The sequence below is a fragment of the Amycolatopsis sp. cmx-4-54 genome (assembly GCF_046548895.1).
Lineage (GTDB): Bacteria > Actinomycetota > Actinomycetes > Mycobacteriales > Pseudonocardiaceae > Amycolatopsis.
On record NZ_JAEBEJ010000003.1, the window covers coordinates 553,447 to 579,806 of the forward strand.

Here is a 26,360-nt window from a genome sequence, read left to right on the forward strand (position 1 = left end):
GGAGTCATAGTGCCCGGGATGATCAATGTGGTTCAGCCGTCGTTGGGCGAACGTGAGCTGTCGGCCATCCGAGAGGTGTTCGAGAGCAACTGGGTCGGCCGCGGTACGAAGGTGGAGGAGTTCCAGGAAGGCTTCGCCCGGCACATCGGCGTCGGCAAGGACCACGTGCTGTCGGTGAACTCGTGCACGGAAGCGACTTTCCTCGCGATGGAACTGGCCGATATCGGGCCGGGTGACGAGGTCGTGCTGCCGACGATCTGTTTCGTCGGCGTCGCCAACGCCATCGCCTCGCGCGGTGCGCGGCCGGTGTTCTGCGACGTCGATCGGCGCACCCTCAATCCGACCGTCGCCGACATCGAGGCCGTCCTGACGCCGAGGACCAAGGCGGTGGCGATCCTGCATTACGGCGGGTATCCGGGCGACGTCGTCCAGATCGCGGCGCTCTGCAAGGAGCGGGGGATTCAGCTGATCGAGGACGCCGCGGTCTCGGTCGCGTCCACTGTGGACGGAAAGCCCTGTGGCACGTTCGGCGATTTCGGCGTGTGGAGTTTCGACTACGGCAAGATCGTGGTGACCGTGGACGGCGGGATGTTGTACGTCCGCGACCCCGAACTCGCCGCTCGCGCGCCCAAGCTGGCGTACTTCGGGCTGGAACAGACCAGCGGCTACAACGAAGCGCTGCGCTCCAGCACCCGCTGGTGGGAGTTCCAGGTTTCCTCGTTTTCGAGGCGGTCGATCAGCAACGACGTGCTCGCCGCGGTCGGAAGCGTGCAGCTGGACCGCCTGCCGGGATTCATCGAACGCCGGGCCGAGATCGCGGCCCACTACGATCGGGAACTCGCCGGCGTCGACGCCCTGCACCAGCCGCCGCCGCTGCCCGAAGGGCACACGACCTCGCACTACATGTACTGGATCCAGCTCGACGACGGTATCCGGGACGACGTCGCGCGCGACCTGTACGCGCGAGGTATCTACACCACCTTCCGCTACGCGCAGCTGCACAAGGTCAAGGCCTACGGTGCGGACGTGCGGCTGCCTCAGTCCGATGCCGCGTCGGCGAGCACCCTGCTCCTGCCGATTCACCAGGGCCTCTCGGACGCCGACGTGGAGCGCATCGTCGGCGCCGTTCGTGACAGTGTCAGTGAGCGCCGTGAGCAGGGGCGCCTTTCGGCTTCTCCAGTAAGGAAAGCGGCATGACCCTCCAGGCTGAGACCTCCGACAACAACGTCTACGACGACGACCTGAGCGAGATCTACGACCAGATCTACACCAACCGCGCCCGCGACTACCAGGCCGAAGCGGCGCTGCTGGCCGCGATCGTCCGCGCGCGGCGGCCGGAAGCGGCCTCCTTGCTGGACGTGGCGTGCGGGACGGCCGAGCACCTCGCGGCGCTGAAGTCGACCTTCACCCGCCTTGAGGGCCTGGAACTCTCCGCGCAGATGAGGGACCGAGCCCGCGCCAAGGTCCCCGGTGTGCAGATCCACGAAGGCGACATGCGGCGGTTCGACCTCGGCCGCACCTACGACGCGGTCTGCATTCTGTTCAATTCGATCAGCTTCATGGCCACGACCGAGGAGCTGGACAGTGCCGTCGCCAGCATGGCGAGACACCTTTCGCCGGGCGGTGTCCTCGTCATCGATCCGTGGTATTCACCGGAGCAGTACATCGAGGGTTATGTCTCCGATTCCGTCACCCGGAACGACGGCCGGACGATCGCCAGGGTTTCGCATTCGGCGCGAGAGGGCCGCCGGGTTCGGCAGGAGGCGCACTTCGTCACCGCTGATTCCGCTGGTATCAACCATTTCGTCAATGTGCAGCGATTGACCTTGTTCACCCGCGACGAGTACGCCGCCGCGCTGGAAAAGGCGGGCTGCGCCGCCGAATTGGTCGAGGGGGCGGACGCGCTTTCGCCGGATACCGGAACCTTCGTCGGTGTTCGCCGATAGTATCGGACATGATTTCCTACCGGTCGTTTCATGAATAATTCACGTTTGTGATGATCGGCTGGCGGCCCTTGGCATTACGTGGCTTAATGCGTAATGTCAAGGGCCGGTCTAGTATTGGTGGTGCGTCATGTCCGACGAGGGTTGCCGAACCTGCGGCAAGCCGCTGCCGCGGCGGCCGGGCAAAAGGGGCAGGACATCGGCCTACTGTTCGGCGGCGTGCCGTCAGAAGTCGTATCGGAACCGGCACACCTCGGCGGAGCGGGATCGGGTGACCGATTTGATCGCCGACATCGAGCAGCGGATCACCAGTCTCGCGCCGCAGCGCCCCGACACCTTCTACGCCGACGTCGTCGATCTGTCTTCCTCGGTGAGCAGGCTGCGCCGCGTCGCCCGTGTCGCGCTGGACGCGGCGGAGGCGGGCACCGGTTCGCCCGAGAAGGCGGAACCGCCGAAAAACGTAACACCGGACCGCGTGACGGAAACGTCGCCGCCGGCCGAGTGCCCGGGCGAGCCCGGCGACGAGGTGTCACTGGACGCGGTGCGGACCGGCGACGAGGGCGCGTTCGCGGCGCTGGTCGAACGGCATCGGCGGGAACTGCAACTGCATTGCTACCGGATGGTCGGTTCTTACGACGAGTCCGAAGACCTGGTGCAGGAGACCTTCCTGCGAGCGTGGCTCAAACGCGACGGCTTCGAGGGGCGGTCCAGTTTTCGCGCCTGGCTGTACCGCATCGCCACCAACGCGTGCCTCGACTTCCTTCGGCGGCACTCGCGCCGGCCTCAGCACTACGAGGCCTCGGCGGGGGTGACCCAAGGCAGTCCCGAACCGCCTTCCCGTATCACCTGGCTGCAACCCTATCCGGACGAGCTGCTGAACGAGGTCGTCTCGACCGAGCAGGAGCCGGACGCGGCGGTGGTGTCGAGGGAGACCGTGGAGCTGGTGTTCCTCGCCGGTATCCAGCACCTGCCGCCACGGCAGCGGGCGGTGATGATCGTGCGCGATGTGCTCTCCTGGCCCGCCGCGGAGGCCGCGGAGCTCCTGGAGATGAGCACGGCGTCGGTCAACAGCGCGCTGCAGCGTGCCCGCTCGACCCTGCGCAAGCATCTTCCCGAGCGGCGGTCCGAATGGCCGCGGCAGGCCGGGCCGACCGAGGACGAACAGGCCGTCCTGCGCCGCTACATCGCCGCCACCGAGGAGGACGACGTCGAGGCGATGGCCGAACTCCTTCGTGAGGACGCCCTGCTGACGATGCCTCCCGAAGATCTGTGGGTGTCCGGCAGGGACTCGATCACGAAATTCCTCGGGCCGGTCATCGATCCCGGTTCGCCGCGCTATTTCGGACGCTGGCGGCATCTGCCGACCGTCGCGAACCGGCAGCCCGCCGCCGCGGGTTACGTACAACGGCCCGGTACGCAGGTGTTCCGTGCCCAGGTTCTCGACGTGCTGCGGATCGAAGACGGCGAGATCGCGGAGGTCATGTCGTTCGAACCGCATCTGTTTCCGGCGTTCGGCCTGCCCCTGACCTTGTGACCTGCACTAACGGGTGAATCCCGGCGCGGACCGATTAGTCGTCCAGACTCCGTACGTCTCAATAAGCGAACTTCGTGGCTGAACGACCACGGACCGCAACCGATGAACGGAGAAGACAATGGGCAAGGTTGTCGCGGACATGTCGATGTCGCTTGACGGGTTCGTCGCCGACCCTTCCGATGGGGTCGACAAGGTTTTCGGTTGGTACGGCACCGGTGATGTCGCCGTCGAGTCCGCTCATCCCGACATCACCTTCCAGGTGAGCGAGAACAGCGCCGCGTATCTGCGTGAGGCCATCGCCGACACCGGTGCGCTGGTCTCGGGTCGCCGCACCTTCGATCTCGCCGAAGGATGGGACGGCAAGCACCCGACGGGCGTGCCGGTCTTCATCGCCACCCACAGCGTCCCGGACGGCTGGCCGCGCGCGGACGTGCCCTTCACTTTCGTAACGGATGGGATCGAGAGCGCCATCGCGCAGGCGAAGGCCGCCGCGGGCGACAAGTCGGTCTGCGTCGCGAGTCCCAGCATCGCCCAGCAGTGCCTGGAGGCCGGCCTCCTCGACGAGATCCAGGTCGCGGTGGTGCCCGTGCTTCTCGGCGACGGCATCCGCCTCTTCGAGCGGTTCAAGGACCTCGAGGTCGACCTGACCGGTCCCCGGGTCATCGAAGGAAAAGGCGTGACGCACCTCGTCTATGGCGTGAAATCCGCCTGAGTGACCACAAAGCCGATGGCCCTTGCCCGCGGCGGGCAAGGGCCATCGCCTTTGTGTATTTCGCATCCGCACGGATAGCGAAAAGGCCCTTCCCGATTCCCTGGGAAGGGCCTTTGACCTGCTGTGGGCCTAACGTGGCACTACCCGAACTCTTTGCTCCTGGTCGACGGACCAGAGCTCGGGATCTCATCGCGACGTTCACCCACGTCGACGGAGCGCTCCGGGAGGGCGCCTCGTTGGAGCCGTCGGTGCTGGACACCGACCGTCGAGTGGAGAACCTGCTCCGCACCCACGCAGGAACCCTGCATGTCGGCCCGGCCAACTAATGCTGGTTCCGCGACCCAACGAAAGCGCTCTGCCTGCGGCTGGCCGGGACCACCGAGGCGACTCGGCCGCTGATCGGACTCTACGACTCGGCCCGCTGTCCGCAGGCCACCCATCATGCCGGTCACCGCCCGATCTGGGCCGAGCAGGCGGCCACCTTTCAAGCGTTCCTCGGCGACCCCAGAGTCCCCACAGGGGAGAAGACCCGGCTACGACGCGAGCACGACCGCGTCCAACGAGTGCTCGACAGCATCGACCAGGCCACCAGCACCGCTATGAGTACACCCGCATGTCCTTCGGTTCCGAGTGGCGAGCCCGACAGATGCAGAAGTTAGGACTTACTGCGTGCGAAAAGAATCGCTTGCTGAGCTTTCGCATCCGGGTCGAGCAGCATCTCGGCCTCGACCACGAATCCGGCGTCGCGCAGCCAGGATGCCACCTGGTCCGGCTGACGGCGATACACATGGACCTTCATCGGGTGACCGCCATAGCCCTCCGTCTTCAACTGCGACTCGTCACCGACGTGAAACAGGAGCTGCAGCGGTCCGCCTGGACGCAATGCTCGGTGGAAGTGCCCGAACACAGTCGGCACCTCGTCGTCGGGGATGTGTATCAACGACTGCCAGGCGAGCAGGCCGGCCACCGAAGCGACGGGGAGGTCCAGTTCCGTCATCGAGCCCACCTCGAACCGCAGGCCGGGGTGGTCGCGCCGGGCCACGTCGATCATCCCCGGGGAGAGGTCGACACCGAAGGCGTCGACACCGAGCTCATGCAGGTGGGCGGTGACTTCACCGGGGCCGCAGCCGACGTCCGCGACCGGCCCGCCGCCAGCGACCCGCACGCTGTCGGCGAACAACGCCAGCGCCGCGCGAAGGTACTGGTGTCCGGCGAGGGCACCTCGCACTTGGTCGGCATAGCTGACCGCGACCGTGTCATAAGAGGTGCGGGTGTCGGCCAACCAGTCATCCGTGGTCATGACCGGCACGATATTCCATGATCACGACCTCGTGAACGGCCGACGCAGAGGGACCGATCATCGGCCCGCCAACTGGCCCAGACCTCCGCCACGTTTCCGCAGACCGCAATGCAGGAGTGCACATCATGCCGCTGACCACCGAACAGCGCCGTCGCAACGAGGCCAGCATCCGTGCTGCGATGGACCGCCTACTGCTGGGGCAGCTTCCAGCCCGCGGCGGTTGCAACCTCAAGACTCTCGCACGAGAAGCCGGCGTCGCCAGAACGGGCTTCTACGCACGCACCGACCCACAGGGCACCAGTGGCCAGGGCCCTATCAGCACCTGGCCGAGGAGTTTCAGCGTCGGCTGGCCGATCTCCGCGAGGCGGGCACCGTCTCAGACCCGCGCGAACTCCAGATCACCCGGCTGAAAGACGAGAACGCCAAGCTCCGTGAACGCGTCCAGGAACGCGATGCGCGGATCACCGAACTCACCGAGTTCAAGGAGCGCGCGTTGTCACAACTCGCCGCGCAGCACGAAGAGATCCTCCGGCTTCGACAGCGCACCGACTCGCCGAACAACGTCCGCACCCTCCCCACCGCCAGGAAGTCGAGGATCACTGGACCATGCGGCTGAACGAAGATCTGTTCCAAAGGCGTACCGCGACACGACATCACCATCCACCGATCGCAAGTCCGATCGTCTAATGTGGACGCACATGGCTCCGATGGGCTTCATTGGCTGTGTCGCAACGCGACACGCTCACAACGGGACACGGCCACTGCCGCGACAACCGCCGCCAGAGCAGCGCCGACGTCAAGCGCATCATGCGCGCCTTCGCCACGCGCAACCTGAACGTGCACGGCTTCGGCATCAAGATCACCGGCCTCAATCGGTACGCCGAAGCTCTCTGTAGTTCGGACTCGATGTCATGGAGCAGGCGTGGCCGCTACGTCCCCGGATGCGGTCCGAGCCACCGCACCGAGTCGAACTGCTTGTCCTTCGCGCTGAGCTGGTATCGACAGATCCAAACCACGCTCGGTTCGGCAGGACTGACAGGGGAAGGCGTTCACCCCGCCCCGTTGGCGAGGGCCGTCGCCGCCGCTTGCGCTGCGAGCTCACTGCTCGCCGCGTACCTCAATGCTGTCCGGTTCGACGAGCGAGACGTCACGCGACGCGTCGATCCCGACCAGCTCGTTCGGCGTGCACCGCAACGTCGTGCACAGGGCCTGCAAGGTCGCCACCTTGACTGGACCGGCGGCTTCTTGATCAGCACGTCAACCGACTGGAGAGACAGTTCGAACCCGGCACGCTGGACGAGGAGCTCGCGCAGTTCGGTCGCGTTCCAGACGTTGCGGGAGGCCATGACCTTCCGCAGCCGCCACTCGATCTGCACCGCTGCCCGCCCATGCTCGTCGCTCCGCGGCGCTTCGCGCCGTCGCCAACCGACGCTCAGTCGGCGAAGGCGGAGAACGACCCGCTGTACGCGGCGTATGCGCTCGTCCTGATCATGGGCATGCGTGAGGGTGAAGTGCTGGGTCTCCCTGACGAGGCGATCAACTTCGAGACGTCGGAGCTGGATATCTCCTGGCAGTTGCAAAGGGTTCAGAAGAAGCTTCTCCATCGCCAGACGAAGACACCGACGTCTGACGACACCATGCCCCTGATCGACATCGTCACAACAGCGTTGAAGCTGCGGCTGGAGCGTCGGGGGCGAGACAAGGAGAAGGCAGACGCCTGGCTGGACAGCGGGCTCGTGTTCACGACCGAGCACGGCACGCCGATCGAGCCGCGTAACTTCCTACGGTCGTGGGCGAGGCGATGCAGGAAGGCGGGTGTTCGGTACATCACCGTGCACGATGGCCGTCGCTCCTGCGGGTCGCTGCTGGCGGATCTCGACGTTCACCCTCGGGTCGCGATGCGGATTCTCCGGCACGCTCAGTTCGCGGTCACGATGGAGATCTACACCGAGATCTCGTCGGAGCAGACGCGGGCGGCGCTCAAGAAACTCGGAGACAGCTTGCAATGACCTGCTGCTGTACTTCGCTGCTGTACGGGTAGCGAAAAGGCCCTTCCCGATTCCCTGGGAAGGGCCTTTGACCTGCTGTGGAGCTGAGGGGAATCGAACCCCTGACCTTCTCGATGCGAACGAGACGCGCTACCAACTGCGCTACAGCCCCTGGTAAAACTTGAGCCCCTGGTGAAACTTGCCCCTCAGTTGAGGCTCCATGAGCTTAGCAGCGGCTCACGGAGCCTCGAACGAGGGGGGTCACTCTCCGGAGGCCCGCCGGAAAGGCCTGGTCCCGGGCTCGTCGAGCTCGTGGAAGGCCGGATCCTCGTCGTCGAGGTCGACGACGACGGCTTGGCGCCGGAGACGGGACATCGGGGACGGTTTGCGCTCCACGACTGCCGGACGTTCGGTGGCGACGACCTCGATGTCCTCACGGGATTCGTGGGTTTCGCCGTCATCGCCGATCGCCGGGCGGCGCGGGACGTGGGTGCTGTTGAAACGGGCGAGGCGGCGCTGCCGGATCTCGTTCTCGATGCGGACCTGGCGGCGCAGGTACACGAGGTAGCCGATGAGGACGGCGTCGATGACACCGTTGGCCCACCAGACCGTCGGCGTCAGGAAGCCGGCGACGGCCGCGGTGGTGACCACCAGCACCAGCAGCGCGATGACGATCCGCTGCCGGAACGCGTACTTGGCGCGCGCGGCGATGTCCGCCGCTTCCGGGTCGAATCCGCCCCGGCCGGGCCGGTAACCGGCGCTTTGGCGTTCTCTTTCGGGCCGGGTCGTGCGCGAGGGCTGGGGAAGCGGCTCGGCCTCCGGTGCCTCGTCTTCGAGGTCGGCGTCGAGCTCCGCCTCGAGTTCGGCCAGGTCGTCTTCTACCGATGGTTCCGTGTTCTCCGCCATGGCGAACTCCTCCGGTCCCTCGTGGCGTGTGCTCCCGCTCCGCACGACTCGCGCCGCCAAGGCCGAGTCCGTCGTCCGTGCGACCTGCTGGCGCTTGCGGGCGACCATGGGCACGAGAACGACGAGCCATGCCGCTGCGAGCGCGACGATGATCACCGAACTGGGCATCTCCCGTCACCTCCCCCGATCCACTGCTGTAGTCACGCTAGCCACAACAGTCACACACGCCGCGCAGACTCGCCGGTTTCGATCACGGAAAATGCATCACCAAATTAGGTGAATCTCACAGCTTGTGGTAACGCGGTCACCGGAACGACCCGGTGACGGGGTCAAACGCGCTCCGCGAGGCCCTTCGCGACGAGCCGCGAGACCAGTCCGTCACCGGTCTCCTCCTTGGTGACGGCGTAGCAGAAATGGTCCCGCCAGCGGCCCGCGACATCGAGATAGCGCTCGAAAAGTCCCTCTTGGCGATAGCCCGCTTTGGCGAGAACCCGCAGGCTGGGGGTGTTTTCGGGACGGACGGTCGCCTCCAGCCGGTGCAACCCGCCGAAGTCGAAGACATGGTCGGTGACGAGGGCGACGGCGCCGGTCGCGACGCCGCCGCGGACGATGTCCGACGACACCCAGTAGCCGATCCAAGCGGAGCGGAGCGACGCCCGGATGACGTTACCCACAGTGATCTGCCCGGCGAAGCGTCCATCCACCGTGATGGTGAACGGGAGACATTGCCCGCGTCTGGCGAGGCCACGCAAGGCCAGCCATTGGGACGGCCACGACCAATACGCGTTGCGATCCGGCCACGGTCCGACGCCGGTCGGTTCCCACATTTCGAGGTGTTCGCGATCCCGCAGCCGGACGCGGCTCCAGTCGCCGGCGTCCCGCAGCCGGACCGGCCGGACGGCGAGGACCCCGGCGGGCACCCGGAGCGGGCCCAGCCTCGCGGGCCAGCCCGGATGCCTGCTCTCGATCGGATACGCGACGCCGGAAATCGGTGCGCCCATTACGCCCGCTGGGCCAGGAAGGTCACCTTGACCTGCTCGCCCGCGGCGACCTCGGTGAGGTCTTCGTCGATGTTGATCAGGCAGTTCGCCTCGGCGAGTGACGCCAGCAGATGCGCGCCGGAGGTGCCGAGCGGCTGCACCAGGTATTCGCCGTTGCCCTCGTCGCGCAGCAGCTGGCCGCGCAGGAAACCCTTGCGTCCCTTGGTCGAGGTGATCGGGGAGAGCAGCCGCGCGCCGACGATCCGGCGGTGCGGGTTGCGGGTGCCGCGCGCGGCGCGGATCAGCGGGCGGACCAGGACCTCGAACACGACCAGCGCGCTCATCGGGTTGCCGGGGATGAGGAACGTCGGCACCGAATCGGGGCCGAGCCTGCCGAAGCCCTGTACGGAACCGGGGTGCATGGCGACGCGGGTCATGTCGATGTGGCCCAGGTCCGACAGCGCCGCGTGCACCTCGTCGCCCGCGCTTCCGCCGGCGCCGCCCGCGACGACGACGATCTCCGACATCAGCAGGCGGCCTTCGACGACCTCCCGCAGGCGTTTCGGGTCGCCGGGGACGATGCCGACGCGGCTCACCTCGGCGCCCGCGTCCCGCGCGGCCGCGGACAGGGCGTAGGAGTTGACGTCGTAGACCTGTCCGACCGACGGGGTGCGGTCGATGTCGACCAGTTCGTCGCCGACGGAAACGATCGAAACCCGGGGCCGCGGGTAGACCAGGACCTTCGCCCTGCCGACCGCGGCGAGCAGGCCGACCTGGGCCGAGCCGATGGTATCGCCCTTGCGCACGGCGACGTCGCCGATCTGCACGTCCTCGCCGGTCCGGCGCACGTAGGCCGCCGACGGCACGGATTTGTGCACGGTGACCTTGGCCTGGTGGCCGTCGGTGTAGGCGGTCGGGACGACGGCGTCGGCGAGCGTGGGCAGCGGCGCGCCGGTGTCGACTCGCACGGCCTGGCCGGGCTGCAACCGCCGCGGCTGGCGGGAACCGGCGGCGATCTCGCCGACCACCGGCAACTGCACGGGCTCCTGGCCCGCGGTGCGGACGTCGACGCTTCGTACCGCGTAACCGTCGACGGCGGCCTGGTCGAAACCGGGGAGCGCGTGTTCGGCGACGACCTCTTCGGCGCACAGGAGGCCTTGGGCCTCGGAGATGGCGACCCGGACCGGGCGCGGGCGCACCGCGGCGTCCAGGGTCAGCGCGATCTGATCCTCGACGGAACGGAACTGTCCCGCGTCTTCGGTCTCGGCCGCTTCGGCGATGGGCTCCGTCATGACTGGGGGATCTCGATCCATTCGTTCGACCAGGCACGCGAGGAAGGCCCGTCGGTGAACTGAAGTTCACCACCGTTACCAGGAGTGATGCGGTCCGAAGCCGCGGAAATCGCCCGATCGGGCAAGCTCCTCGTGGTCCGTGCCGCCGGGGTGGTCGCTGCGCCTGTCATAGGCGTGAAGCCTAACCTGACCACGTGGTCGAGCCCGGCAATGAACACCTGAGCAAAGCGGAGTGGCGCTCCCGGATAACCGCCGAACGACGTTCGCAGGTGTCGGAAGTGCGGGCGCGGGAGGCGGTGGCGCTCGCCGCCGCGGCCGCCCGGTTGCCGGGTGAGGTCGTGTGCGCGTACGTGCCGTTCGGCACCGAACCGGGTTCGACGGCGCTGCTTGATCAACTTCTCGACCAGGGGAAACGCGTGCTGCTGCCGATCGTCCCCGATACGCCGGGGCCCCTGGAGTGGGCCGCGTTCGAGGGCTCGTCGAGTCTCGGGCCCGGCAGGTTGCGGGGACTGCTCGAACCGACCGGGCGCCGCCTCGGTCCCGACACGCTGGGGACCGCCGATCTGGTGCTGATCCCCGCGCTCGCGGTCGACGACGAAGGGGTCCGGCTCGGCCGGGGCGCAGGCTACTACGACCGGTCGCTCTCCTTCGCCGCGCCGGACGCCGCGCTAGTCGCCGTCGTCCGGGACGCCGAACTCGTGCGTGAGTTGCCCGCGGAACCGCATGACGTCCGCATGACCGGGGTACTGACCCCGGAGCACGGCCTGGCGCCGCGCCCGGTAATAGACTGACGCCTGTTCGCGGAGCTGAGACGTAGCCGGGGAAGTGACCCTGAGCGTGAACCCGCCCCGGCCGCGGGCCCCGCTATCGCGGTGGCAGGGCGCCCTGCTCGTCACCAGGAGAGGAATGACGAGGCCGCGTCCTGCCGACGTCGATCGCGGTCGCGGGTTCACCAACGACACTGACGCCCCGACGCAGTGGTTCAGAAAGGGCACAATGAGCTCTGACGCGCACCTGTCCGATCAGTTCGCCGAAACGCTGTCGAAAATGCGTTCCGCGGGGGCCCACGCCATGGAGCTGGCGGCCCTGCGGCGGCGTCTCGAGCAGCTGTCCGAACCCGGCGCCGGCCAATTGCCGGGAAGCGAACTCGAACCGCTCGAGGACATCAGCAGGCTCGTCGACCTGCCCGAGCCGGACGCCGAAGAAGCGCGCCGGGTGCTGGACCGCACCGCCGTCCTGAAGCTCAACGGCGGGCTGGGCACGAGCATGGGGCTCACCGGGCCGAAGTCGCTGCTGGAGATCAAACCGGGAAAGACGTTCCTCGACGTCATCGCCCTGCAGGTGCTTTCGGTCCGCGAGAAGTACCACGCGCGGCTTCCGCTGATCCTGATGAATTCGGCGGGCACCCGCGAACCTTCGCTGGAGTCGCTGAAGAAGTATCCCGATCTCGCCGACGACGTCATCCCAGCCGACTTCCTGCAGGGGCGCGAACCGAAGATCACCGCCGATGGGCGGCCCGCCGAATGGCCCGCGAACCCGGAACTCGAATGGTGCCCGCCGGGACACGGCGACATCTACATCGCGCTCGCGGTGAGCGGGATGCTCGAAACGCTGCTGGCGGAGGGTATCCGCTGGTGCTTCGTGTCCAACGCCGACAACCTCGGCGCGCTGCCGGACGCGCGGATCGCCGCGTGGCTGGCGAAGGAGAACATCCCGTTCGCGATGGAGACGGTGCTCGGCACGGCGGCCGACCGGAAGGGCGGGCACCTCGCGCGGCGCGCGGGCCGGATCGTCCTGCGTGAATCCGCGCAGGTCCCCGACGGCGACGACTCGTTCGGCGACGTCGGCAAGTGGCGGTTCTACAACACCAACAACATCTGGGTCGACCTCGAACGGCTGAAGGCGCTCCAGGACGCCGACCCGGCCGCGCCGCAGCTGCCGCTGATCGTGAACCGCAAGACCGTCGATCCGGCCGACGCGGCCAGCACGCCGGTGATCCAGCTCGAAACGGCGATGGGCGCGGCGATCGGCTCCGTCGAGGGCGCGCGGGCCATCGAAATCCCGCGGACCCGGTTCGCGCCGGTCAAGACCACCGACGACCTGCTCGTCGTCCGGTCCGACGCGTACGTGCTCGACGAGAGCGGGGAGATGATCCCGGAGTTCACCACGACCCCGCCGGTCGTGTCGCTGAGCAAGGAGTTCTACAAGCTCCTGCCGGACTTCGACGCGCGGATCCCTTCCGCGCCTTCGCTCAAGGAGTGCACGAGCCTCGCCGTGGACGGCGACGTCACCTTCGGGAAGAACGTCGTCGTCCGCGGCGACGTGAAGATCACCGGGCCGAAAACCGTCCCGGACGGCGAAGTCCTCTAACCCCGTTGGGTGATGAACACGTATTCGCGTCCTGGACGATCGGGGGCGTCCCGGACGTCCAGGACGCGAAAACCGTGCTCGGCCAGCAAGGCTTCCAGCTCTTCGCGTTCGCGGAACCACAGCGTCGAGTCCGAGGTGACGACCTCGCCGTCGGGGAACCGGTAGCTGTACCGGAACGACACGAACGGGAGGTTCACCTCGGTGACCTCACGCCACTGCTCGACCTCGCCGACGCCGGGGACGTCGATGACGTCATGCGCGGTGTCGGCGGCCCAGTCCTCCCACACACGGCGACCGGGGCGCCGGATCTCGAAGACCAGGTGACCGCCCGGCACCAGCGCGGTGCGAATGCCTTCGAGTGTCCGGCGCCATTCGACGTCGGTCAGGAAGACCTGGGCCACGTTCCCGGTCATCACCGCGAGATCGGCGCCGGCGTCACCCGCCGCCTTCGCGTCACCGTGGACCCAGGTGATCTTGCCTTCCGGGTCCTTGGCCTTCGCGATCTCCAGCGAGGCCTCGGCCGGATCCACCCCCACGACCTCGATCCCGCGCGCGGCGAGGAGAACGGCCAGGCAGCCGGTGCCGCAGCCGACGTCGAGCACTCTCTTCGCCCCGAGTTCGCCGATGATGCCGAGGTAGTGCTCCAGATCGTCGCGGGCGCCGTCGAAGGCGTCGTAGATCGGTGCGAGCCGGGCGTGGGCGAAGAGCGCGTCAGGCATTCGGCGACGATAGCTCCGGTACGCGTTCTCCGGCCACGGATTTACGGTCGCGCCGCCAGGCCCGTTCTCCCAGCGACGCCAGGAAAGCGGGCAGCAACACCCCGCGGACCAGGGTGGCGTCGATCAGCACGGCGATCGCCATCCCGACGCCCATCATCTTGTACTCGATCGCGCTCAGCGTGATGAAGACACTGAACACGCCGACCATGATCACCGCCGCGCCGCTGATCACTCCCGCGCTGGTGCCGGTGCCGCGGACGATCGCGGCGACGGCGCCTTCGGCCCGGCGTTCACGGATCCGGCTGAGGATGAAGATGTGGTAGTCCATGCTCAGCCCGAGCAGCAGGACGAACATGAACATCGGCAGCCAGCCGACGACTCCGCCGTACGGGGTGAAGCCCAGCAGGGAAGCGAAATGGCCGTCCTGGAAGATCCAGGTGAGCACGCCATAGGCCGCGCCGATCGACAGCAGGTTCAGCACGATCGACCCCAGCGCCACCGCCACGGAGCGGAAAGCCAGCAGCAGCAACACGAACGCCGCCAGCAGGACGAACCCCAGCACCAGCGGCATCCGCTCGACCACCCGGTCCGCGAAGTCGCGCGCGTTCGCCGTGCGGCCCGACACCGCGAACTCGACGCCGTCCACCTTGCCGATCGTCGCGGGGAGTACTTCGGTGCGCAATTTCGCCAGCGCGGCATCGGCTTCCGCGTCGCGGCCGGCGCCGGACAGCGGGACCCGGACGACCACGGCGTCGTCGACGTTCGACACCGCGATGGGTTTGTTCAGCACGCCGGAGGTTTCCCCGATCCGCCGGTCGAGATCCGTGATCGCCGACCGCAGCGCCGGGCTGTCGACCGGGCCGCCGTTCGCGGCCGTCAGCACCACTGTCGCGGGGTACACCACGCCCGGGAAGGCTTCCTGAGTGCGGACCGCGACGTCGATCGTCGTGACCGACCGCGGCAGGCTCTCCGCCGGTGTCGGATCCTGCAGCCGCATGCCGAGCGCCGGCAGGGTGAGCAGGATCAGCAGCGCCACCGCGAGCCCGCCCCACAGCGACGGCCGCCGGGTGACCACGCGGGCCGTCGCGGACCAGAACCGTGACTTCTCCGCGGCGGTGCGCCGCTTGCCCAGCCAGGGAATCCGGCCGCGATCGACCTTGTCGCCCAGCAGCGAGAGCAGCGCCGGCAGAACGGTGACCGCGCCGAGCACGGCCAGTCCGACCACGAACGCCGTGCTGATCGCGAGACCGGTGAAGTTGTCGAGTCCGGTGAACACCAGCCCGCCAACGCACAGGACGACCGTGACACCGGAGACGACCACGACGTGCCCGGACGTCCGCGCCGCGATGCGGATCGCGTCGTCGACGGAGTGGCCGCGCGCGCGTTCTTCCCTTTGCCGCCTGAGGAAGAACAGCGAATAGTCGACGCCCACCGCCATCCCGATGAGCAGGGTGATCACCGTCGTCGCGCTGTTGATCGGGGTCAGGTCGTCGACGACGGAGAGGAAGCCGAACGTCGCCGCGACGGTCGTGCCCGCGAGCAGCAACGGGACCGACGCCCCGACCAGCGTCCCGAAGACGATCAGCAGGATCACCAGCGTCAGTGGCAGTGAGAGGAGTTCCGACCGCTTGACGTCCTCCCGGATGCCCTTGTCGACCACGGTCGACAGGCTGAGATCACCGGACAGGCCCAGCCGGACCGACGGATGCCGGGAAGCGACCTCGTCGACCAGCGCGGTCGCGGTTTCGAAGTTCGGGCGGATGTCCTTCTCCCCGCCCGCGATCGAAAAGCCGACGAGGCCGGACGCGCCGTCGGCCGAGATCCGCTCGGCACCGCCGGTGGCCAGCGGTGAGCGGACGTCGGTGACGGAACCGGAACGGGTGAGCGTGGTGACCAGGTCTCCGGTCGCCAGCCGGAGTTCCTCGTTGGCGGCGAACGGTGGTGAGCCGGGCTCCTTCGCCTGGACGAGGACGTTCTCGCGTAAGGGATCGAAGGTGTCCTGGGCGTTCAAAGCGGTCTGTGCGCGACCGGACTCGCCAGGATCGGTGCTTCGACGGCTTTCGCCGTCCAGCAGCGTTCCCGACAGCAGGGCGAGGACCACGAGGGCGACCCAGCCGACGAGGGTGACCGCTCGGTGCCGCATGGACCAGGCGGCGATCTTTTCGGGCAGCATGAACTACAGTCCTTTGCGTGAAGGAGTGAGATGCCTCGGGCGAGGTTTTTGCTTCTTCTTTCCTGGGCCGTCGAGTTGCCGCTCGGCGGCCCAGGGTCTTTCACCGGTGGTCAGTCGACCTCCTTGAGGATCCGCTCGACGGTGGCCACGCTCTTCTGGAGATCCGCGAGGCGCCCGTCGAGTTCGGTGAGTTTGCGTTCGGTCTCTTCCTGCGCCTGGACGGCCTTTTCGGCGAGCCTGCGGTATTCCTGTTCGCGGGCGAGGGCACCCCTGGCCCGGATGGTCGCGCCGAACTGCCATACGACCACGGTGATCACCACGGTGAGGAACACGAAGATGCCGATCAGCCCGGCGACCTCCTGCCATTGATGCCACTTCACGATCGTTCCCCCTCGTCGCCGGGTTTCGGCGTGCTCAGCGTCGGCGCCGCGGCGGCGATGGTGTCCGGGCTCAGCTCGACCACGAACGGTTTCACCTCGTAGAACTTCATCGCTTTCCCGTCCTCCGACAGCTCCAATGCGGCCGACACGAGCCCGGCCGCCTCCAGTTTGCGCAGGTGGAGCTGCAGCAGCGCCCGGCTGATGCCGAGCTCTCGCGCCAGCTGACTCACATACGCGCGCTCCGCGCGCAGTGCCGCGACGATCCGCAGGCGGTGCGGATTCGCCAGCGCCCCCAGCAGTCGCAGCAGCTCGTCGCCGGACGGTCCGGTGGCGCTCACGCCGCACTCCTGCACATGCCAAGGAAATCTAGCAGGTGCTGGCTCGATCTACCAGGTGCTCGAGCCAGACGTTCGGTTCGGTGTAGACGCCGAGGTCCAGTGCCGAGGAGGCGAGCACCGGCGCGATCCCGCCCGGCACGGCCGTCAAGCCGTCCCGGAGTTCGACGCCGGTCCACGCCTTCCACTGGGCGAACGTTCCGGTGACCGTCATCGCAAACGGCGCCACTTTCACGAACCGGGCGCCGAGCCGTTCATGCGTGCGCAGCCACGGATCCTCCGGCAGCCCGTCCGCGCGACGGCGGGCGATGTAGTCCTCAAAGGACAGTCGTGGTTCGTTCTCCTTCCCGGCCGGGCGGACCGGCACGACGAGGTTGTGCATTCCTGTTTCAGCGGCGCGCTTCTTCAATGCCTGCAACGCTTTCGCGGCCAGACCGCCGCCACGGCGGCCTGGCGCGACCAGCACTTCGAGTGCGATCAGCGTCTTCGTCTCACGGTTGCTCATCAGGTCTTCCGCGGCCCAGATCAGGGCGGCGTCCCAGCCGTGGTCCGGCAGTTCCGGGCGTTCGGTCGTCGGGAAGCCGACCGGGACGGCGGCGGTTCTCGCCACCGGTACGCCGTCTTCCAGCAGTACGAGGAAGTACTCCGGCCAGCGGGCGGCCAGGTGGGACGACTTCGCCAGCAGGCCCGCCAGGCCGTGCTGGAGGAATTCGCCGCCGACACCGCCGAGGGCGAGCGCGGGCTCACGCAGGTCGGGCCGGGTGGCCAGGTCTTCGATCACGATCATGTCCTCAGTAGACCCGAGGACACGCGATTCTCACGAGGTGGTTTCAGGGCACGGCTCCGCCGTGCGAGGTGGTGCGACCGGACTAGCGCACGGGCAGCGCGCGGCGCCGTCCGGTGATGCCGGTGGTGTTCAGGTTGGCGCGCTCGCCGGCGGAGTGCCCGTCGAGGTAGCCGCTGCCGGACAACCGCCTCGGCGGCGCCGAGCGCAGGTCTCCGTATTGCTCGTCATACGCCTGCTTGACCATCGCCGTCCGGTCCTGGATCACGAGCTCGGCCGAGCGATGACCGGCGGCGGCCGTATGCGTGCGGGCGGCGGTGTCCTCGCTGTTGCGGAGCCGTTCGTAGACCGCGCCGGAGAACCCGTGCAGCCAGGTTCGCCGGTACGCCGCCAGCGACTCGCCCGCGAACACCCGGTTCTCCGGGCGGACCCTGGTCAGCTGGGTGGTCGCCTGCAGCAGCAGGCTCGTGTACAGCAGCTCCGTGCGTTCCAGATCGGAGCGGAACCCGAACACCGTCACCGCGGTGACCGACTGGCCGAGCCGGTGCAGCAGGGCCCGGCAGCGCAGCGGATGCGCGATGTTCGTGAGCAGCCCCGCCTTGTCCCGGCTGTACGGGTTGTCGAGCGGGATCATGATCTGGGTGATCTCGTCCACGGTCGCCCCGGAGGCGGCCAGCAGCGCCTGATCGATGCCGTACCGGGCGATCAGTTCGGCGGCCTTGGTGTTGTACGACTCGGCTTCGGCCTCGGTGACCGCCGGGTCCTCCGCCTTCGCGAGGAGTTTCCGGACGCGCGCGAGCAGCGTGTCATGGTCGGGCATGGCCCTCCTTCCTGATTGGGTTGGAGCGGATCAATCTAGGAGAGAGGTCCGACAATATTCGGGTGAGCTGTCGCCGATCCCGGCAAGGGGGCACTATGACGGTCGACGTGTCGGTGGTCGGTTCCGGCCCGAACGGGCTCGCGGCGGCGGTGCTGCTGGTCAGAGCGGGCCTGACGGTCGAAGTGCACGAGGCGGCGGAGGAGATCGGCGGCGGGACGCGCACGGCTTCGCTGTTCGAAGACGAAGTCCGCCACGACATCTGCGCCACCGGGCATCCGCTGGCCGCGGCGTCGCCGTTCTTCCGCTGGTTCGATCTCGCCGCGCACGGCGTCGATCTCCTGCGGCCGGAGATCGCGTACGCGCATCCTTTGGACGGTGGCCGCGCCGGGCTCGCCTATGAAGATCTCGACCGGACCTGTGATGCCCTCGGCACGGACGGACCCCGGTGGCGCCGTCTGCTCGGCCCGCTGGCCGAACACAGCCGTGAACTGGCCGATCTCCTGCTCGGAGACCTTCGTCATCCGCCCCGCGACCCTCGGGTCGCCGCCCTTCTCCCGGCCAGGATCGCGATGCTCGCCGCCGGTCTGGAGCGCCGCCTGTTCACCGGCCCGGAAGCGCCCGCGCTCCTTGCCGGAGTCTCCGCGCACGTGATGGGCCGCCAGCCCTCGCTCGCCGCGGCAGGCGCGACACTCCTGCTCGGCCACCTGGCGCACTCGACCGGCTGGCCGATCGCCCGCGGCGGCAGCCAGGCCATCACCGAGGCGCTCGCCGCCGACGTCCGCGCGCGCGGCGGGCGGATCCACACCGGCAGCCGGATCACCGATCTGCGGCAACTCGCGAAGTCGCGCACGGTGATCCTCGACGTCGCCCCGCGCGGTTTCCTCGAAATCGCCCGCGATCTGCTGCCGCCGCGATACCGGAAGGCGCTGGAGTCCTACCGATACGGACCCGGTGTGGCGAAGGTCGATTTCCTGGTGTCCGAACCGGTCCCGTGGGCGGTACCGGAGGTCGGCAAGGCCGGCACGGTCCATCTGGGAGGCACGCGGGACGAGGTGTACGCCGCCGAAAACGCCATCGCGCGCGGGGAGGACGTGGACGACCGGTTCGTGCTCGTGTCGGATCCGATGGCGCTCGACCCGTCCCGCGGGCTGCCGGGCAAACGGCCGGTGTGGGCCTATTGCCATGTGCTGCAAGGGGATCCGCGAGACGTCACGGAGCTGATCCGTCGGCGGATCGAACACTTCGCGCCCGGGTTCTCCGACACGGTCCTGGCGAGCCGCTGTCTCACCGCGCCGGAACTCGAGGCCTACAACGCGAACTACCCCGGCGGTGACGTCGCCGCCGGCGCGGTGGATCTGCGGCAGGTGCTCGGACGGCCGGTCGCCCGGTGGAACACGCATCGAACCCCGCTCAACGGCGTCCACCTGTGTTCGGCGGCGACGGCGCCGGGGCCAGGCGTGCATGGGATGGGTGGCTGGCATGCCGCGAAAACCGTACTGGGCAAGGACTTCCCGGTTCAGCCCAGATAGGCGTCCAGTGTGACGGCCAGTGCCCTTTCCGGCGACGGCGCGAAGCTCGCACCGGCCAGCCCGCCCCACAGCCACAGCTGGGCGAGACCGTGCAGCGACGCCCACAGCGAAGACGCGAGCAGCCGCGGATCGGTCGCACGATGCCAGCCGCCTTCCTGGAGTTCGGCGACCATCGCGGCGAAGAAGTCGAACACCGCGCTGCTGACCCGCGTGAGATCGGGATCGTCCGCGTCGATGAGATCGCGGCGGAACATCAGCTCGAACATCGCCGGATTGGCCAGCGCGAAATCGAGATAGCCGTGGCAGGCCGCGATGAGCCGTTCGCGCGGTGTCCCGTCCGGCAGGCCAATGCCGCGATCGAGCAGTTCGGTGTAACCGCGAGTGGCGACCGCCGAAAGCAGGGCCGCGCGGCCGGGGAAATGCCGCAGCGGCGCGCCGTGCGAAACGCCGGCGGCCTTGGCGATCCCGCGCAGCGTCACGGCGGCGACGCCCTCTTCGGCCAGGAGGTTCGCCGCGGTGTCGATCAGGCGGGTTCGGGCGCCCACGACCGGGTCTCCTCGTGCACGGGCAGGAGTTCGGGACGCTTCGGCAGGAAACCATCGCCCGGCTGGCGGCCGATGAGCCGGTTGCGGAAGCGGGTGCCCGCGACCGGAAGGACTTCCCGCGTCAGCCAGCGTAAATCCGCGCGCAGACCGGGGCGTCCCGCCGATCCGGGCAGCGGGGCGAGCCAGGCCGGGTCGTGGGAGACGCCGAGCCCGCCGAGGACGTGCCCGGCCAGGCGTCGATGGCCCTCCTCGGACAGGTGCAGCCGATCCGGGCCGAAGTAGCGGGAATCGTGCGCGGCGTCGTCCGGCCAGAGGTCGACCAGCGTCGCGCCGTAGCTGACGGACGCCTCGCGGACGGCGTCGTTCAGCGCGGTGAGGCGCGGGCGCATGCGGTGGCCCATCGGCATGCGGTGGGAGATGTCGCTGAGGGTGAAGGTGACGACCACCGGCGCGATCTCGGTGCAGGCGCGGACGGCCCTGTCGACCCGGCGGGCGACCGTGCGCGCGTCCCAGCCGCGGCTCATCACGTCGTTGCCTCCGCCGAACAAGGCGATCAGGTCCGGCTGGAGCCTGCTCGCCGCCGGGGTCTGTTCGGCGTGGATCTGGTCGAGCCTGCGGCCGCGGACCGCGAGGTTGGCGTAGCGGAAACCGGGCTCTTCCTCGGCGAGGCGTGCGGCGACGAAGTCGGCCCAGCCCCGGTAGAAGCCACCCGACGGATGCGGATCGGCCAGCCCTTCGGCGCAGCTGTCGCCGAGCGCGACGAAACGTTGGTAGCCCATCCAGATCTCCGTAACCACGAGTTCACCTTGTGGACACTGTCTATCAAACTGATGTAGACGCTGTCTACTCAGCCCCGGCCTGGCAGGCTCGGGTCATGATCGATGACGTCGCGAAAGAGCACTTGCACGGCGATCTGCGAGAGATCCGCGGGGTGCTGCTCCAGAAGATCGAAGGGCTGGGTGAGTACGAGATCCGCCGTCCGCTGACCCGGACCGGAACCAACCTTCTCGGCTTGGTCAAGCACCTGGCGCTCTGGGAATCCCGGTACTTCGGCGAGGTCTTCGACCGGCCGTTCCCCGAACCCCTGATCCGGTGGGACGACCTCGGGCATCGCGGCACCGACCTGTGGGTCACCGAGCACGAGCCCCGCGACGAGGTCGTCGCTCGCTACCGTCGCGCGTGGGCGCACTCCGACGCGACGATCGCGGCTCTGACCCTCGATTCGCCTGGTCACGTGCCGTGGTGGCCGCGACCGAGGGTGACCCTGTTCGCCGTCCTGGTCCACATGCTCACCGAGACCAGCCGCCACGCCGGGCACGCCGACATCCTGCGCGAACAACTGGACGGCTCGACCGAGGCGGCAACCGGGGAGCGCGACGAGGCTTTCTGGGAAGCCAGACGCGACCGGATCGAGCGAGCGGCCGTCAAGGCCGCCCGGACAGGACGCGGGCCCGATGCGTGAAGGCGACGGCGCGTCGCGGATCGCCCTCGGGGAGGACGCGGCACAGCGCGTCGACGACCTCCAGATCGTCGGCTCCGCCGGGGGTCTCCCAGTACGACCACAGCGCCGCCACGTCCCCGCTCCCGAGCACGACCCGGCGGACCGACGCGGTGACCGACTCGCGCTCTTCGCGCACGGCCGGCGACTCCGATTCGGGCAGTAGCGGACCGTGGAACGCGTTCGCGGCCCCGGCGACGTCGCCTCGTCTGAGCGCCGCGCGGACACGCAGGAAGTCGGCGTCGACCTCGGCGGCGAACTCTCCGGCGGCTACTACGTGCAGCCGACCGTCTTCGAGGGCGACAACAAGATGCGGATCTTCCAGGAGGAGATCTTCGGCTCGGTCGTCTCGGTGGCGAAGTTCGACGACTACGCAGACGCGTTGAAGATCGCCAACGACACGCTGTACGGTCTCGGCGCCGGTGTCTGGTCGCGCGACGGCAACACCGCTTACCGCGCGGGCCGCGACATCCAGGCTGGCCGGGTGTGGGTCAACAACTACCACGCTTACCCGGCGCACGCGGCCTTCGGCGGCTACAAGGCGTCCGGGATCGGGCGCGAGAACCACAAGATGATGCTGGACCACTACCAGCAGACCAAGAACATGCTGGTGTCCTATTCGGACAGTGCGCTCGGGTTCTTCTGATGGCCGAGCGGGTCGGCTTGACACCGGCTGCCGCGGAGCTGCTGCGGCGGCTGGTGTCGCTCCACGGGCCGGTCATGTTCCACCAGTCCGGCGGATGCTGCGACGGGAGCGCCTCGATGTGCTACCCGGCGGGCGAATTCCGCACCGGGGCGTCCGACGTCCACCTTGGTGACCTGAGCGTCGAGGGCATCGACGACGTTCCGGTGTGGATGTCGGGCCCCCAGTTCGACTACTGGAAGCACACGCATCTGACCATCGACGTCGTCCCCGGCAGGGAAGCGGATTCTCCTTGGAGGCGCCGGAAGGGGTCCGCTTCCTGGTCCGGTCCCGGCTGTTCAGCGATGCGGAGTCGGCTGAGCTGAACGGCCCAGCAACGCGATGAGCCGTGCGCCCGGCGTGGCGCCCGGCGGTGCCTCGACAGGGGGGTCGAAGGCACCGCCGGGCCCGCGTACCGGCATCGCGTCGGGGTAGCGGCTCGCCACCGTCAGCGCGGCGGTCGCGAGTTCGTCGTCCCACCGGTGTTCACGGCCGAGGGCGGTATCGAGGTCCCAGTCGTGGGTGAGGGTGTCGACGAACAGCACGGCCAAGGCGTTCTTGCCCGGAAGCGGGCCGAAGTTCCCGAAGTCGAAGGTCTTCTCCAGCGCTTCGGCGTCGAAGGCCGCGAGGAACTCGGCGGAACTCTCTTCGTATGACCTGGCGAGGTCGCCGTCCGTCGTCGGCCGGGTCCACCTGGGGTGGCCGGTCGCCTGCGCGGCGCGGTGCTCGTTGTTGTCGATCAGGTGTTTCACGATGGCGCGGACGGTCCACTCGGCGCAGGGGGTCGAGCGGTTCCAGTCGTCCGTGCCGATTCCGGCGATCGTGGCGCCGGCGGCGCGATGGGCTCTTGTCGTGAGCGCGATGAGATCCATGGCGGCAATGTATACGAACGATCGTGCTATCTTCTAGGGTGTGAGCACACTCGAAGTGAACGAGGTCTTCGTCGGACGGCCGTCGGTGCTGGGGATCAAGCGCGACGTCCCGGTGTACAGCGCCATCGCGAAGACGCGGGTGAAAGTGCCGTCGTTGAAGCTGGACAAGATCAACCTGGCCGGTGACGACCAGGCGGACCGGAGTGTCCACGGCGGTGTCGACAAAGCGGTTTACGTCTACCCGGCAGCGCACTACGCGGCCTGGGCCGAGCAGGGCTTCCCGGTGGTCGCGGGCGACTTCGGGGAGAACGCGTCGGTGACGGGCGCCGATGAGTACGACGTGCGCGTCGGTGACGTCTGGGCCTGGGGAGACGCGCTGGTCCAGGTCTCGCAGCCGCGCACGCCGTGCTTCAAGCTCGCGATGAAGACCGGGCGCAAGGACGTCATCCCCGCCATGATCGATTCCGGGCGCAGCGGCTGGTACCTGCGGGTACTCCGGCGCGGCGAGGTCCCCACGTCGGGGCGGATGACGCTCGAGGAACGCGATCCGGCGAGTCCGACGATCGCCGAGGTCTACGTCGCCTCGTTCACCAACGTCGCCCAGCTGGATGACGATCGCCGCGACGCGTACTGGTCGCTGCTGGACCGGGTGCTCGCGGCGCCGTCGCTTTCCCGGCAGTACCGTGACGGCCTGGAATCGGCGAAGAGGCGGCGAGAGGAACGGAATGCCGGTTGACGGCCGGGTGGCCCGAGGCGACGCGACGAGGCGGATCGTGCTTCGGCGCGCCGTCGACATCGCGTCCGTCGAAGGGCTCGACGGGTTGTCCCTCGGCAGGCTCGCCGCCGAACTGGAACTGAGCAAATCCGGGGTGTTCGCGTTGTTCGGTTCCAAGGAGGAACTGCAGCTCGCGGCGGTCGAGACGGCGAGCGCGATCTTCGCGGAGAACGTCGTCGAGCCGACACTGCGGGTCGAGCAGGGGATCGCGCGGCTGCGCGCGCTGTGCGCGAACTGGCTCGACTACTCGGAACGCCGGGTCTTCCCCGGCGGCTGCTTCTTCTTCAACACCGGCGCCGAGTTCGACGCGCGGACCGGCCGGGTCCACGACGCGGTCGCGAACGCGAGCCGCGCCTTCGCCCAGTTCATCCGGTCCACCGTCCTCGAAGCGCGAAAAGCGGGGCACCTGCGGGAGTCCGTCGACGTGAACCGGCTGGCCTTCGAACTGAACGCGCTCGGGCGGGCCGCGAACGCCGACTCGGTGATGTTCGGCGGTGCGGAGCCCTACGCGCTGGCCCGGGCCGCCATCACCGCCCGCCTCGACGCCGCGGCCGTGACATGAAAGGCCCCTTCATTGCAAATTTCGCAATGAAGGGGCCTTTCATGGCGCGCTACTTCCAGTCGACCTGCGTGGACCGATAGAAGTCGATGCCCTGCTGAACCCAGCGCGGGCTCTGCTTCGCCAGCCGGAGCCGGTAGGCGTCCCAGGTCCGGGAGTCCTTCGGCGACCAGCCGATCTCGGCGTGGCCGGGCAGCCTGGGAAACGCCATGAACTCGATGTTGTCGCTGGTGATCAGCGTTTCCGACCACAGCGGCGCCTCGACGCCGATGACGTTCTTCTCCGACACGCCCTGCAGGTACGTGGCCGGATCCCAGTCGTAACCGGTCTTGACCTCGATCAGCCCGGCCCAGCTCAGTCCGAGCGGGGTCTGCGGGTGGTACTTCATGTCCAGGTACGACTTGTTCGCGGGCGACATGAGGATCTTGTTGCCCCGCGCCGCCGCGGCGGCGACGTGGGCATCGGTCCCGGTCGTGCCCCAGAACTGCGGGACGGCCGAAACCGGCGGTTTCGTCTTGGCGATTTCGTGCCAGCCGGTGATCGTCTTGCCGTACTTCGCGACGATCGGATGCACCTTCGTGGCGAAGGTCTGGTAGTCCTCCGGCGTGGTCGAGTGGGCTTCGTCGCCACCGATGTTGATGTACTTCCCGGGGGTGATCGCCGAGAGTTCGCGGATGACGTCGTCGACGAACTTGTAGGTGATGTCCTTGCCGATGCACAGCGAGCTGTAGCCGACCTCGATGTCCGTGCGCGGCGGCACCGCCTTGCCGTCACAGTTCAGCTCGGCGTAGGAGTGCTGCGCCGCGTTGGTGTGCCCCGGCATGTCGATTTCGGGAACGATCGTGATGTGCCGCGAAGCCGCGTAGCGCACCAGGTCCTTGTACTGCTCCTGCGTGTAGTAGCCGCCCGGAGCGCCGCCGACGGCCGTCTGGCCGCCCACGGTCGCCAGCTTCGGCCAGCTCTTGATCTCGATTCGCCAGCCCTGGTCGTCGCTCAGGTGCAGGTGCAGATTGTTGATCTTGTACTGCGCGATCTGGTCGATGTAGAGCTTGACCTGCGCCGGCGTGAAGAAATGCCGGGCGACGTCGAGCATCGCGCTGCGGTAGCCGAAGCGCGGATAGTCGAACACCGTGCCGCCCGAAACCACCCACGAGCGCTTCTGGACGGTCTTCGCCTCGATCGCCGACGGGAGCAGCTGGCGCAATGTCTGCACGCCGAGGAACAGGCCGTCGTCGGTGTTCGCCTTCAACATCACGCCGGACCGCGACACCTTGAGCTGGTAGCCCTCGGTGCCCACGCGGCCGCTCGCACGGCCGGTCTCGAGCGAGATGGCGGGGCCGCCGCCACGGTGACCGCTGACGACGGGCAGCCGGTAGCCGGTGGCGGGCCGGAGCAGGCCTGCCAGGTACTCGGCGACCTGCCTGCCTTCGCGGTCGGTGCGGATGACGGTCGCGGGACCGAGCCGGAAGTCGGAGCGGGGATCGGGTTTCGCGTCGACCGGCGCCGGGACGACGTCGGCGACGGTCCGTTCGGCCTTCGCGTGCCACCCGGCCGCGGAATCCGCGTTCGCCGTCGCGGGCAGGCCGAGCGTCACAAGACTCAGGACCGCCACGCCGAGCACGGTTCTGGACAGGCGTTTACTCATGGAGCACCTCCGGTCGGAT

At 68.2% G+C, this 26,360-nt stretch carries 26 protein-coding genes, 1 tRNA gene and 2 pseudogenes; 13 read left to right on the plus strand and 16 right to left on the minus strand.

What is annotated here, in order from left to right:
• The first annotated feature begins 18 nt into the window (after window positions 1-18).
• The 4 genes from ACLJQ7_RS12920 (at window position 19) to ACLJQ7_RS12935 (ending at window position 4,189) form a co-directional block, all read left to right on the plus strand.
• Window positions 19-1,197, plus strand: coding sequence for a DegT/DnrJ/EryC1/StrS family aminotransferase (locus tag ACLJQ7_RS12920; protein ID WP_410648419.1), 1,179 nt, complete (start codon window positions 19-21; stop codon window positions 1,195-1,197).
• A complete protein-coding gene (locus tag ACLJQ7_RS12925; protein WP_410648420.1) occupies window positions 1,194-1,946 on the plus strand; it encodes a class I SAM-dependent DNA methyltransferase in 753 nt (250 codons plus the stop codon). Before ACLJQ7_RS12920 ends, ACLJQ7_RS12925 begins: the two co-directional genes overlap by 4 nt.
• A gap of 268 nt (window positions 1,947-2,214) precedes the next feature.
• On the plus strand, window positions 2,215-3,477 hold the full coding sequence (locus ACLJQ7_RS12930) for a sigma-70 family RNA polymerase sigma factor (protein ID WP_410648421.1): 1,263 nt from the start codon (window positions 2,215-2,217) through the stop codon (window positions 3,475-3,477).
• A gap of 118 nt (window positions 3,478-3,595) precedes the next feature.
• On the plus strand, window positions 3,596-4,189 hold the full coding sequence (locus tag ACLJQ7_RS12935) for a dihydrofolate reductase family protein (RefSeq protein ID WP_410648423.1): 594 nt from the start codon (window positions 3,596-3,598) through the stop codon (window positions 4,187-4,189).
• 655 nt (window positions 4,190-4,844) lie between these two features.
• On the opposite strand, the gene ACLJQ7_RS12940 is transcribed toward ACLJQ7_RS12935, so the two are convergent.
• Entirely contained in the window at window positions 4,845-5,489 is a 645-nt protein-coding gene (locus ACLJQ7_RS12940) for a class I SAM-dependent DNA methyltransferase (protein ID WP_410648588.1), read from the minus strand.
• A gap of 1,388 nt (window positions 5,490-6,877) precedes the next feature.
• Between ACLJQ7_RS12940 and ACLJQ7_RS12945 the strand changes: the two genes are divergently transcribed.
• Complete coding sequence (locus ACLJQ7_RS12945) at window positions 6,878-7,498, plus strand: site-specific integrase (RefSeq protein ID WP_410648424.1); 621 nt, start codon at window positions 6,878-6,880, stop codon at window positions 7,496-7,498.
• A 78-nt stretch (window positions 7,499-7,576) separates the two neighbouring features.
• Here the strand turns inward: ACLJQ7_RS12945 and ACLJQ7_RS12950 are convergent.
• The 4 genes from ACLJQ7_RS12950 to glp form a co-directional block, all read right to left on the minus strand.
• Window positions 7,577-7,649 (minus strand) — tRNA-Ala (locus ACLJQ7_RS12950).
• Window positions 7,650-7,738: 89 nt separating this feature from the next.
• Complete coding sequence (gene glpR / locus ACLJQ7_RS12955) at window positions 7,739-8,551, minus strand: gephyrin-like molybdotransferase receptor GlpR (protein ID WP_410648425.1); 813 nt, start codon at window positions 8,549-8,551, stop codon at window positions 7,739-7,741.
• 161 nt (window positions 8,552-8,712) lie between these two features.
• Window positions 8,713-9,384 (minus strand): GNAT family N-acetyltransferase, encoded by a 672-nt coding sequence (locus ACLJQ7_RS12960; protein ID WP_410648426.1) that lies wholly within the window; start codon window positions 9,382-9,384, stop codon window positions 8,713-8,715.
• The gene (gene glp, locus ACLJQ7_RS12965; protein WP_126736878.1) at window positions 9,384-10,655 is read right to left on the minus strand and encodes a gephyrin-like molybdotransferase Glp; all 1,272 of its coding nucleotides are present in this window, start codon (window positions 10,653-10,655) and stop codon (window positions 9,384-9,386) included. Before glp ends, ACLJQ7_RS12960 begins: the two co-directional genes overlap by 1 nt.
• Window positions 10,656-10,873: 218 nt before the next feature.
• Here glp and ACLJQ7_RS12970 point away from each other — a divergent pair, with 218 nt between their 5' ends.
• Both ACLJQ7_RS12970 and ACLJQ7_RS12975 read left to right on the plus strand, forming a co-directional pair.
• Entirely contained in the window at window positions 10,874-11,446 is a 573-nt protein-coding gene (locus ACLJQ7_RS12970; protein WP_410648589.1) for a 5-formyltetrahydrofolate cyclo-ligase, read from the plus strand.
• Window positions 11,447-11,651: 205 nt separating this feature from the next.
• Window positions 11,652-13,025 (plus strand): UTP--glucose-1-phosphate uridylyltransferase, encoded by a 1,374-nt coding sequence (locus tag ACLJQ7_RS12975; protein ID WP_410648427.1) that lies wholly within the window; start codon window positions 11,652-11,654, stop codon window positions 13,023-13,025.
• Here the strand turns inward: ACLJQ7_RS12975 and ACLJQ7_RS12980 are convergent.
• The 6 genes from ACLJQ7_RS12980 to ACLJQ7_RS13005 form a co-directional block, all read right to left on the minus strand.
• Window positions 13,022-13,744 carry a class I SAM-dependent methyltransferase gene (locus tag ACLJQ7_RS12980; protein WP_410648428.1) on the minus strand — a complete coding sequence of 241 codons (723 nt, stop codon included), beginning with the start codon at window positions 13,742-13,744 and terminating at the stop codon, window positions 13,022-13,024. The genes ACLJQ7_RS12975 and ACLJQ7_RS12980 overlap by 4 nt on opposite strands.
• Complete coding sequence (locus ACLJQ7_RS12985; RefSeq protein WP_410648429.1) at window positions 13,737-15,917, minus strand: MMPL family transporter; 2,181 nt, start codon at window positions 15,915-15,917, stop codon at window positions 13,737-13,739. The genes ACLJQ7_RS12980 and ACLJQ7_RS12985 overlap by 8 nt, the downstream gene beginning before the upstream one ends.
• A gap of 110 nt (window positions 15,918-16,027) precedes the next feature.
• Entirely contained in the window at window positions 16,028-16,297 is a 270-nt protein-coding gene (locus tag ACLJQ7_RS12990; protein ID WP_410648430.1) for a hypothetical protein, read from the minus strand.
• Window positions 16,294-16,635 (minus strand): ArsR/SmtB family transcription factor, encoded by a 342-nt coding sequence (locus tag ACLJQ7_RS12995; RefSeq protein ID WP_410648431.1) that lies wholly within the window; start codon window positions 16,633-16,635, stop codon window positions 16,294-16,296. The genes ACLJQ7_RS12990 and ACLJQ7_RS12995 overlap by 4 nt, the downstream gene beginning before the upstream one ends.
• Window positions 16,636-16,663: 28 nt before the next feature.
• Entirely contained in the window at window positions 16,664-17,419 is a 756-nt protein-coding gene (locus ACLJQ7_RS13000; RefSeq protein WP_410648432.1) for a GNAT family N-acetyltransferase, read from the minus strand.
• An 82-nt stretch (window positions 17,420-17,501) separates the two neighbouring features.
• The gene (locus ACLJQ7_RS13005; RefSeq protein WP_410648433.1) at window positions 17,502-18,236 is read right to left on the minus strand and encodes a DUF2786 domain-containing protein; all 735 of its coding nucleotides are present in this window, start codon (window positions 18,234-18,236) and stop codon (window positions 17,502-17,504) included.
• Between the two features lie 95 nt (window positions 18,237-18,331).
• Here ACLJQ7_RS13005 and ACLJQ7_RS13010 point away from each other — a divergent pair, with 95 nt between their 5' ends.
• A complete protein-coding gene (locus ACLJQ7_RS13010) occupies window positions 18,332-19,765 on the plus strand; it encodes a phytoene desaturase family protein (RefSeq protein ID WP_410648434.1) in 1,434 nt (477 codons plus the stop codon).
• On the opposite strand, the gene ACLJQ7_RS13015 is transcribed toward ACLJQ7_RS13010, so the two are convergent.
• Complete coding sequence (locus tag ACLJQ7_RS13015) at window positions 19,753-20,310, minus strand: TetR/AcrR family transcriptional regulator (RefSeq protein ID WP_410648435.1); 558 nt, start codon at window positions 20,308-20,310, stop codon at window positions 19,753-19,755. The genes ACLJQ7_RS13010 and ACLJQ7_RS13015 overlap by 13 nt on opposite strands.
• Window positions 20,289-21,089, minus strand: coding sequence for an SGNH/GDSL hydrolase family protein (locus tag ACLJQ7_RS13020; RefSeq protein WP_410648590.1), 801 nt, complete (start codon window positions 21,087-21,089; stop codon window positions 20,289-20,291). Before ACLJQ7_RS13020 ends, ACLJQ7_RS13015 begins: the two co-directional genes overlap by 22 nt.
• A gap of 95 nt (window positions 21,090-21,184) precedes the next feature.
• Between ACLJQ7_RS13020 and ACLJQ7_RS13025 the strand changes: the two genes are divergently transcribed.
• Window positions 21,185-21,772, plus strand: coding sequence for a DinB family protein (locus ACLJQ7_RS13025; protein WP_410648436.1), 588 nt, complete (start codon window positions 21,185-21,187; stop codon window positions 21,770-21,772).
• Here ACLJQ7_RS13025 and ACLJQ7_RS13030 read toward each other — a convergent pair.
• A complete protein-coding gene (locus tag ACLJQ7_RS13030) occupies window positions 21,735-21,947 on the minus strand; it encodes a hypothetical protein (protein WP_410648438.1) in 213 nt (70 codons plus the stop codon). The genes ACLJQ7_RS13025 and ACLJQ7_RS13030 overlap by 38 nt on opposite strands.
• A gap of 105 nt (window positions 21,948-22,052) precedes the next feature.
• Here ACLJQ7_RS13030 and adh point away from each other — a divergent pair.
• Window positions 22,053-22,454: pseudogene (gene adh, locus ACLJQ7_RS13035) on the plus strand (aldehyde dehydrogenase); the annotation flags it as partial.
• Window positions 22,454-22,836, plus strand: a pseudogene (locus ACLJQ7_RS13040) (DUF779 domain-containing protein). The pseudogenes adh and ACLJQ7_RS13040, both read left to right, overlap by 1 nt.
• Here the strand turns inward: ACLJQ7_RS13040 and ACLJQ7_RS13045 are convergent.
• Complete coding sequence (locus ACLJQ7_RS13045) at window positions 22,790-23,362, minus strand: TIGR03086 family metal-binding protein (protein WP_410648439.1); 573 nt, start codon at window positions 23,360-23,362, stop codon at window positions 22,790-22,792. The pseudogene ACLJQ7_RS13040 and the gene ACLJQ7_RS13045 sit on opposite strands and share 47 nt — an antisense overlap.
• Before the next feature lie 40 nt (window positions 23,363-23,402).
• Between ACLJQ7_RS13045 and ACLJQ7_RS13050 the strand changes: the two genes are divergently transcribed.
• Both ACLJQ7_RS13050 and ACLJQ7_RS13055 read left to right on the plus strand, forming a co-directional pair.
• Window positions 23,403-24,098 (plus strand): MOSC domain-containing protein, encoded by a 696-nt coding sequence (locus tag ACLJQ7_RS13050; protein WP_410648440.1) that lies wholly within the window; start codon window positions 23,403-23,405, stop codon window positions 24,096-24,098.
• Entirely contained in the window at window positions 24,088-24,699 is a 612-nt protein-coding gene (locus ACLJQ7_RS13055; protein WP_410648441.1) for a TetR/AcrR family transcriptional regulator, read from the plus strand. The genes ACLJQ7_RS13050 and ACLJQ7_RS13055 overlap by 11 nt, the downstream gene beginning before the upstream one ends.
• 49 nt (window positions 24,700-24,748) lie before the next feature.
• On the opposite strand, the gene ACLJQ7_RS13060 is transcribed toward ACLJQ7_RS13055, so the two are convergent.
• Window positions 24,749-26,341, minus strand: coding sequence for a family 20 glycosylhydrolase (locus ACLJQ7_RS13060; RefSeq protein WP_410648442.1), 1,593 nt, complete (start codon window positions 26,339-26,341; stop codon window positions 24,749-24,751).
• Between the last annotated feature and the right edge of the window lie 19 nt (window positions 26,342-26,360).

Coding starts and splice junctions, on each gene's coding strand:
- ACLJQ7_RS12920 (WP_410648419.1), top strand. CDS start 19: ATGATCAATGTGGTTCAGCCGTCGTTGGGCGAACGTGAGCTGTCGGCC.
- ACLJQ7_RS12925 (WP_410648420.1), top strand. CDS start 1,194: ATGACCCTCCAGGCTGAGACCTCCGACAACAACGTCTACGACGACGAC.
- ACLJQ7_RS12935 (WP_410648423.1), top strand. CDS start 3,596: ATGGGCAAGGTTGTCGCGGACATGTCGATGTCGCTTGACGGGTTCGTC.
- ACLJQ7_RS12940 (WP_410648588.1), bottom strand. CDS start 5,489: ATGACCACGGATGACTGGTTGGCCGACACCCGCACCTCTTATGACACG.
- ACLJQ7_RS12945 (WP_410648424.1), top strand. CDS start 6,878: ATGCTCGTCGCTCCGCGGCGCTTCGCGCCGTCGCCAACCGACGCTCAG.
- glpR (WP_410648425.1), bottom strand. CDS start 8,551: ATGCCCAGTTCGGTGATCATCGTCGCGCTCGCAGCGGCATGGCTCGTC.
- ACLJQ7_RS12960 (WP_410648426.1), bottom strand. CDS start 9,384: ATGGGCGCACCGATTTCCGGCGTCGCGTATCCGATCGAGAGCAGGCAT.
- glp (WP_126736878.1), bottom strand. CDS start 10,655: ATGACGGAGCCCATCGCCGAAGCGGCCGAGACCGAAGACGCGGGACAG.
- ACLJQ7_RS12975 (WP_410648427.1), top strand. CDS start 11,652: ATGAGCTCTGACGCGCACCTGTCCGATCAGTTCGCCGAAACGCTGTCG.
- ACLJQ7_RS12980 (WP_410648428.1), bottom strand. CDS start 13,744: ATGCCTGACGCGCTCTTCGCCCACGCCCGGCTCGCACCGATCTACGAC.
- ACLJQ7_RS12985 (WP_410648429.1), bottom strand. CDS start 15,917: ATGCTGCCCGAAAAGATCGCCGCCTGGTCCATGCGGCACCGAGCGGTC.
- ACLJQ7_RS13000 (WP_410648432.1), bottom strand. CDS start 17,419: ATGATCGTGATCGAAGACCTGGCCACCCGGCCCGACCTGCGTGAGCCC.
- ACLJQ7_RS13005 (WP_410648433.1), bottom strand. CDS start 18,236: ATGCCCGACCATGACACGCTGCTCGCGCGCGTCCGGAAACTCCTCGCG.
- ACLJQ7_RS13010 (WP_410648434.1), top strand. CDS start 18,332: ATGACGGTCGACGTGTCGGTGGTCGGTTCCGGCCCGAACGGGCTCGCG.
- ACLJQ7_RS13020 (WP_410648590.1), bottom strand. CDS start 21,089: ATGGGCTACCAACGTTTCGTCGCGCTCGGCGACAGCTGCGCCGAAGGG.
- ACLJQ7_RS13025 (WP_410648436.1), top strand. CDS start 21,185: ATGATCGATGACGTCGCGAAAGAGCACTTGCACGGCGATCTGCGAGAG.
- ACLJQ7_RS13045 (WP_410648439.1), bottom strand. CDS start 23,362: ATGGATCTCATCGCGCTCACGACAAGAGCCCATCGCGCCGCCGGCGCC.
- ACLJQ7_RS13055 (WP_410648441.1), top strand. CDS start 24,088: ATGCCGGTTGACGGCCGGGTGGCCCGAGGCGACGCGACGAGGCGGATC.
- ACLJQ7_RS13060 (WP_410648442.1), bottom strand. CDS start 26,341: ATGAGTAAACGCCTGTCCAGAACCGTGCTCGGCGTGGCGGTCCTGAGT.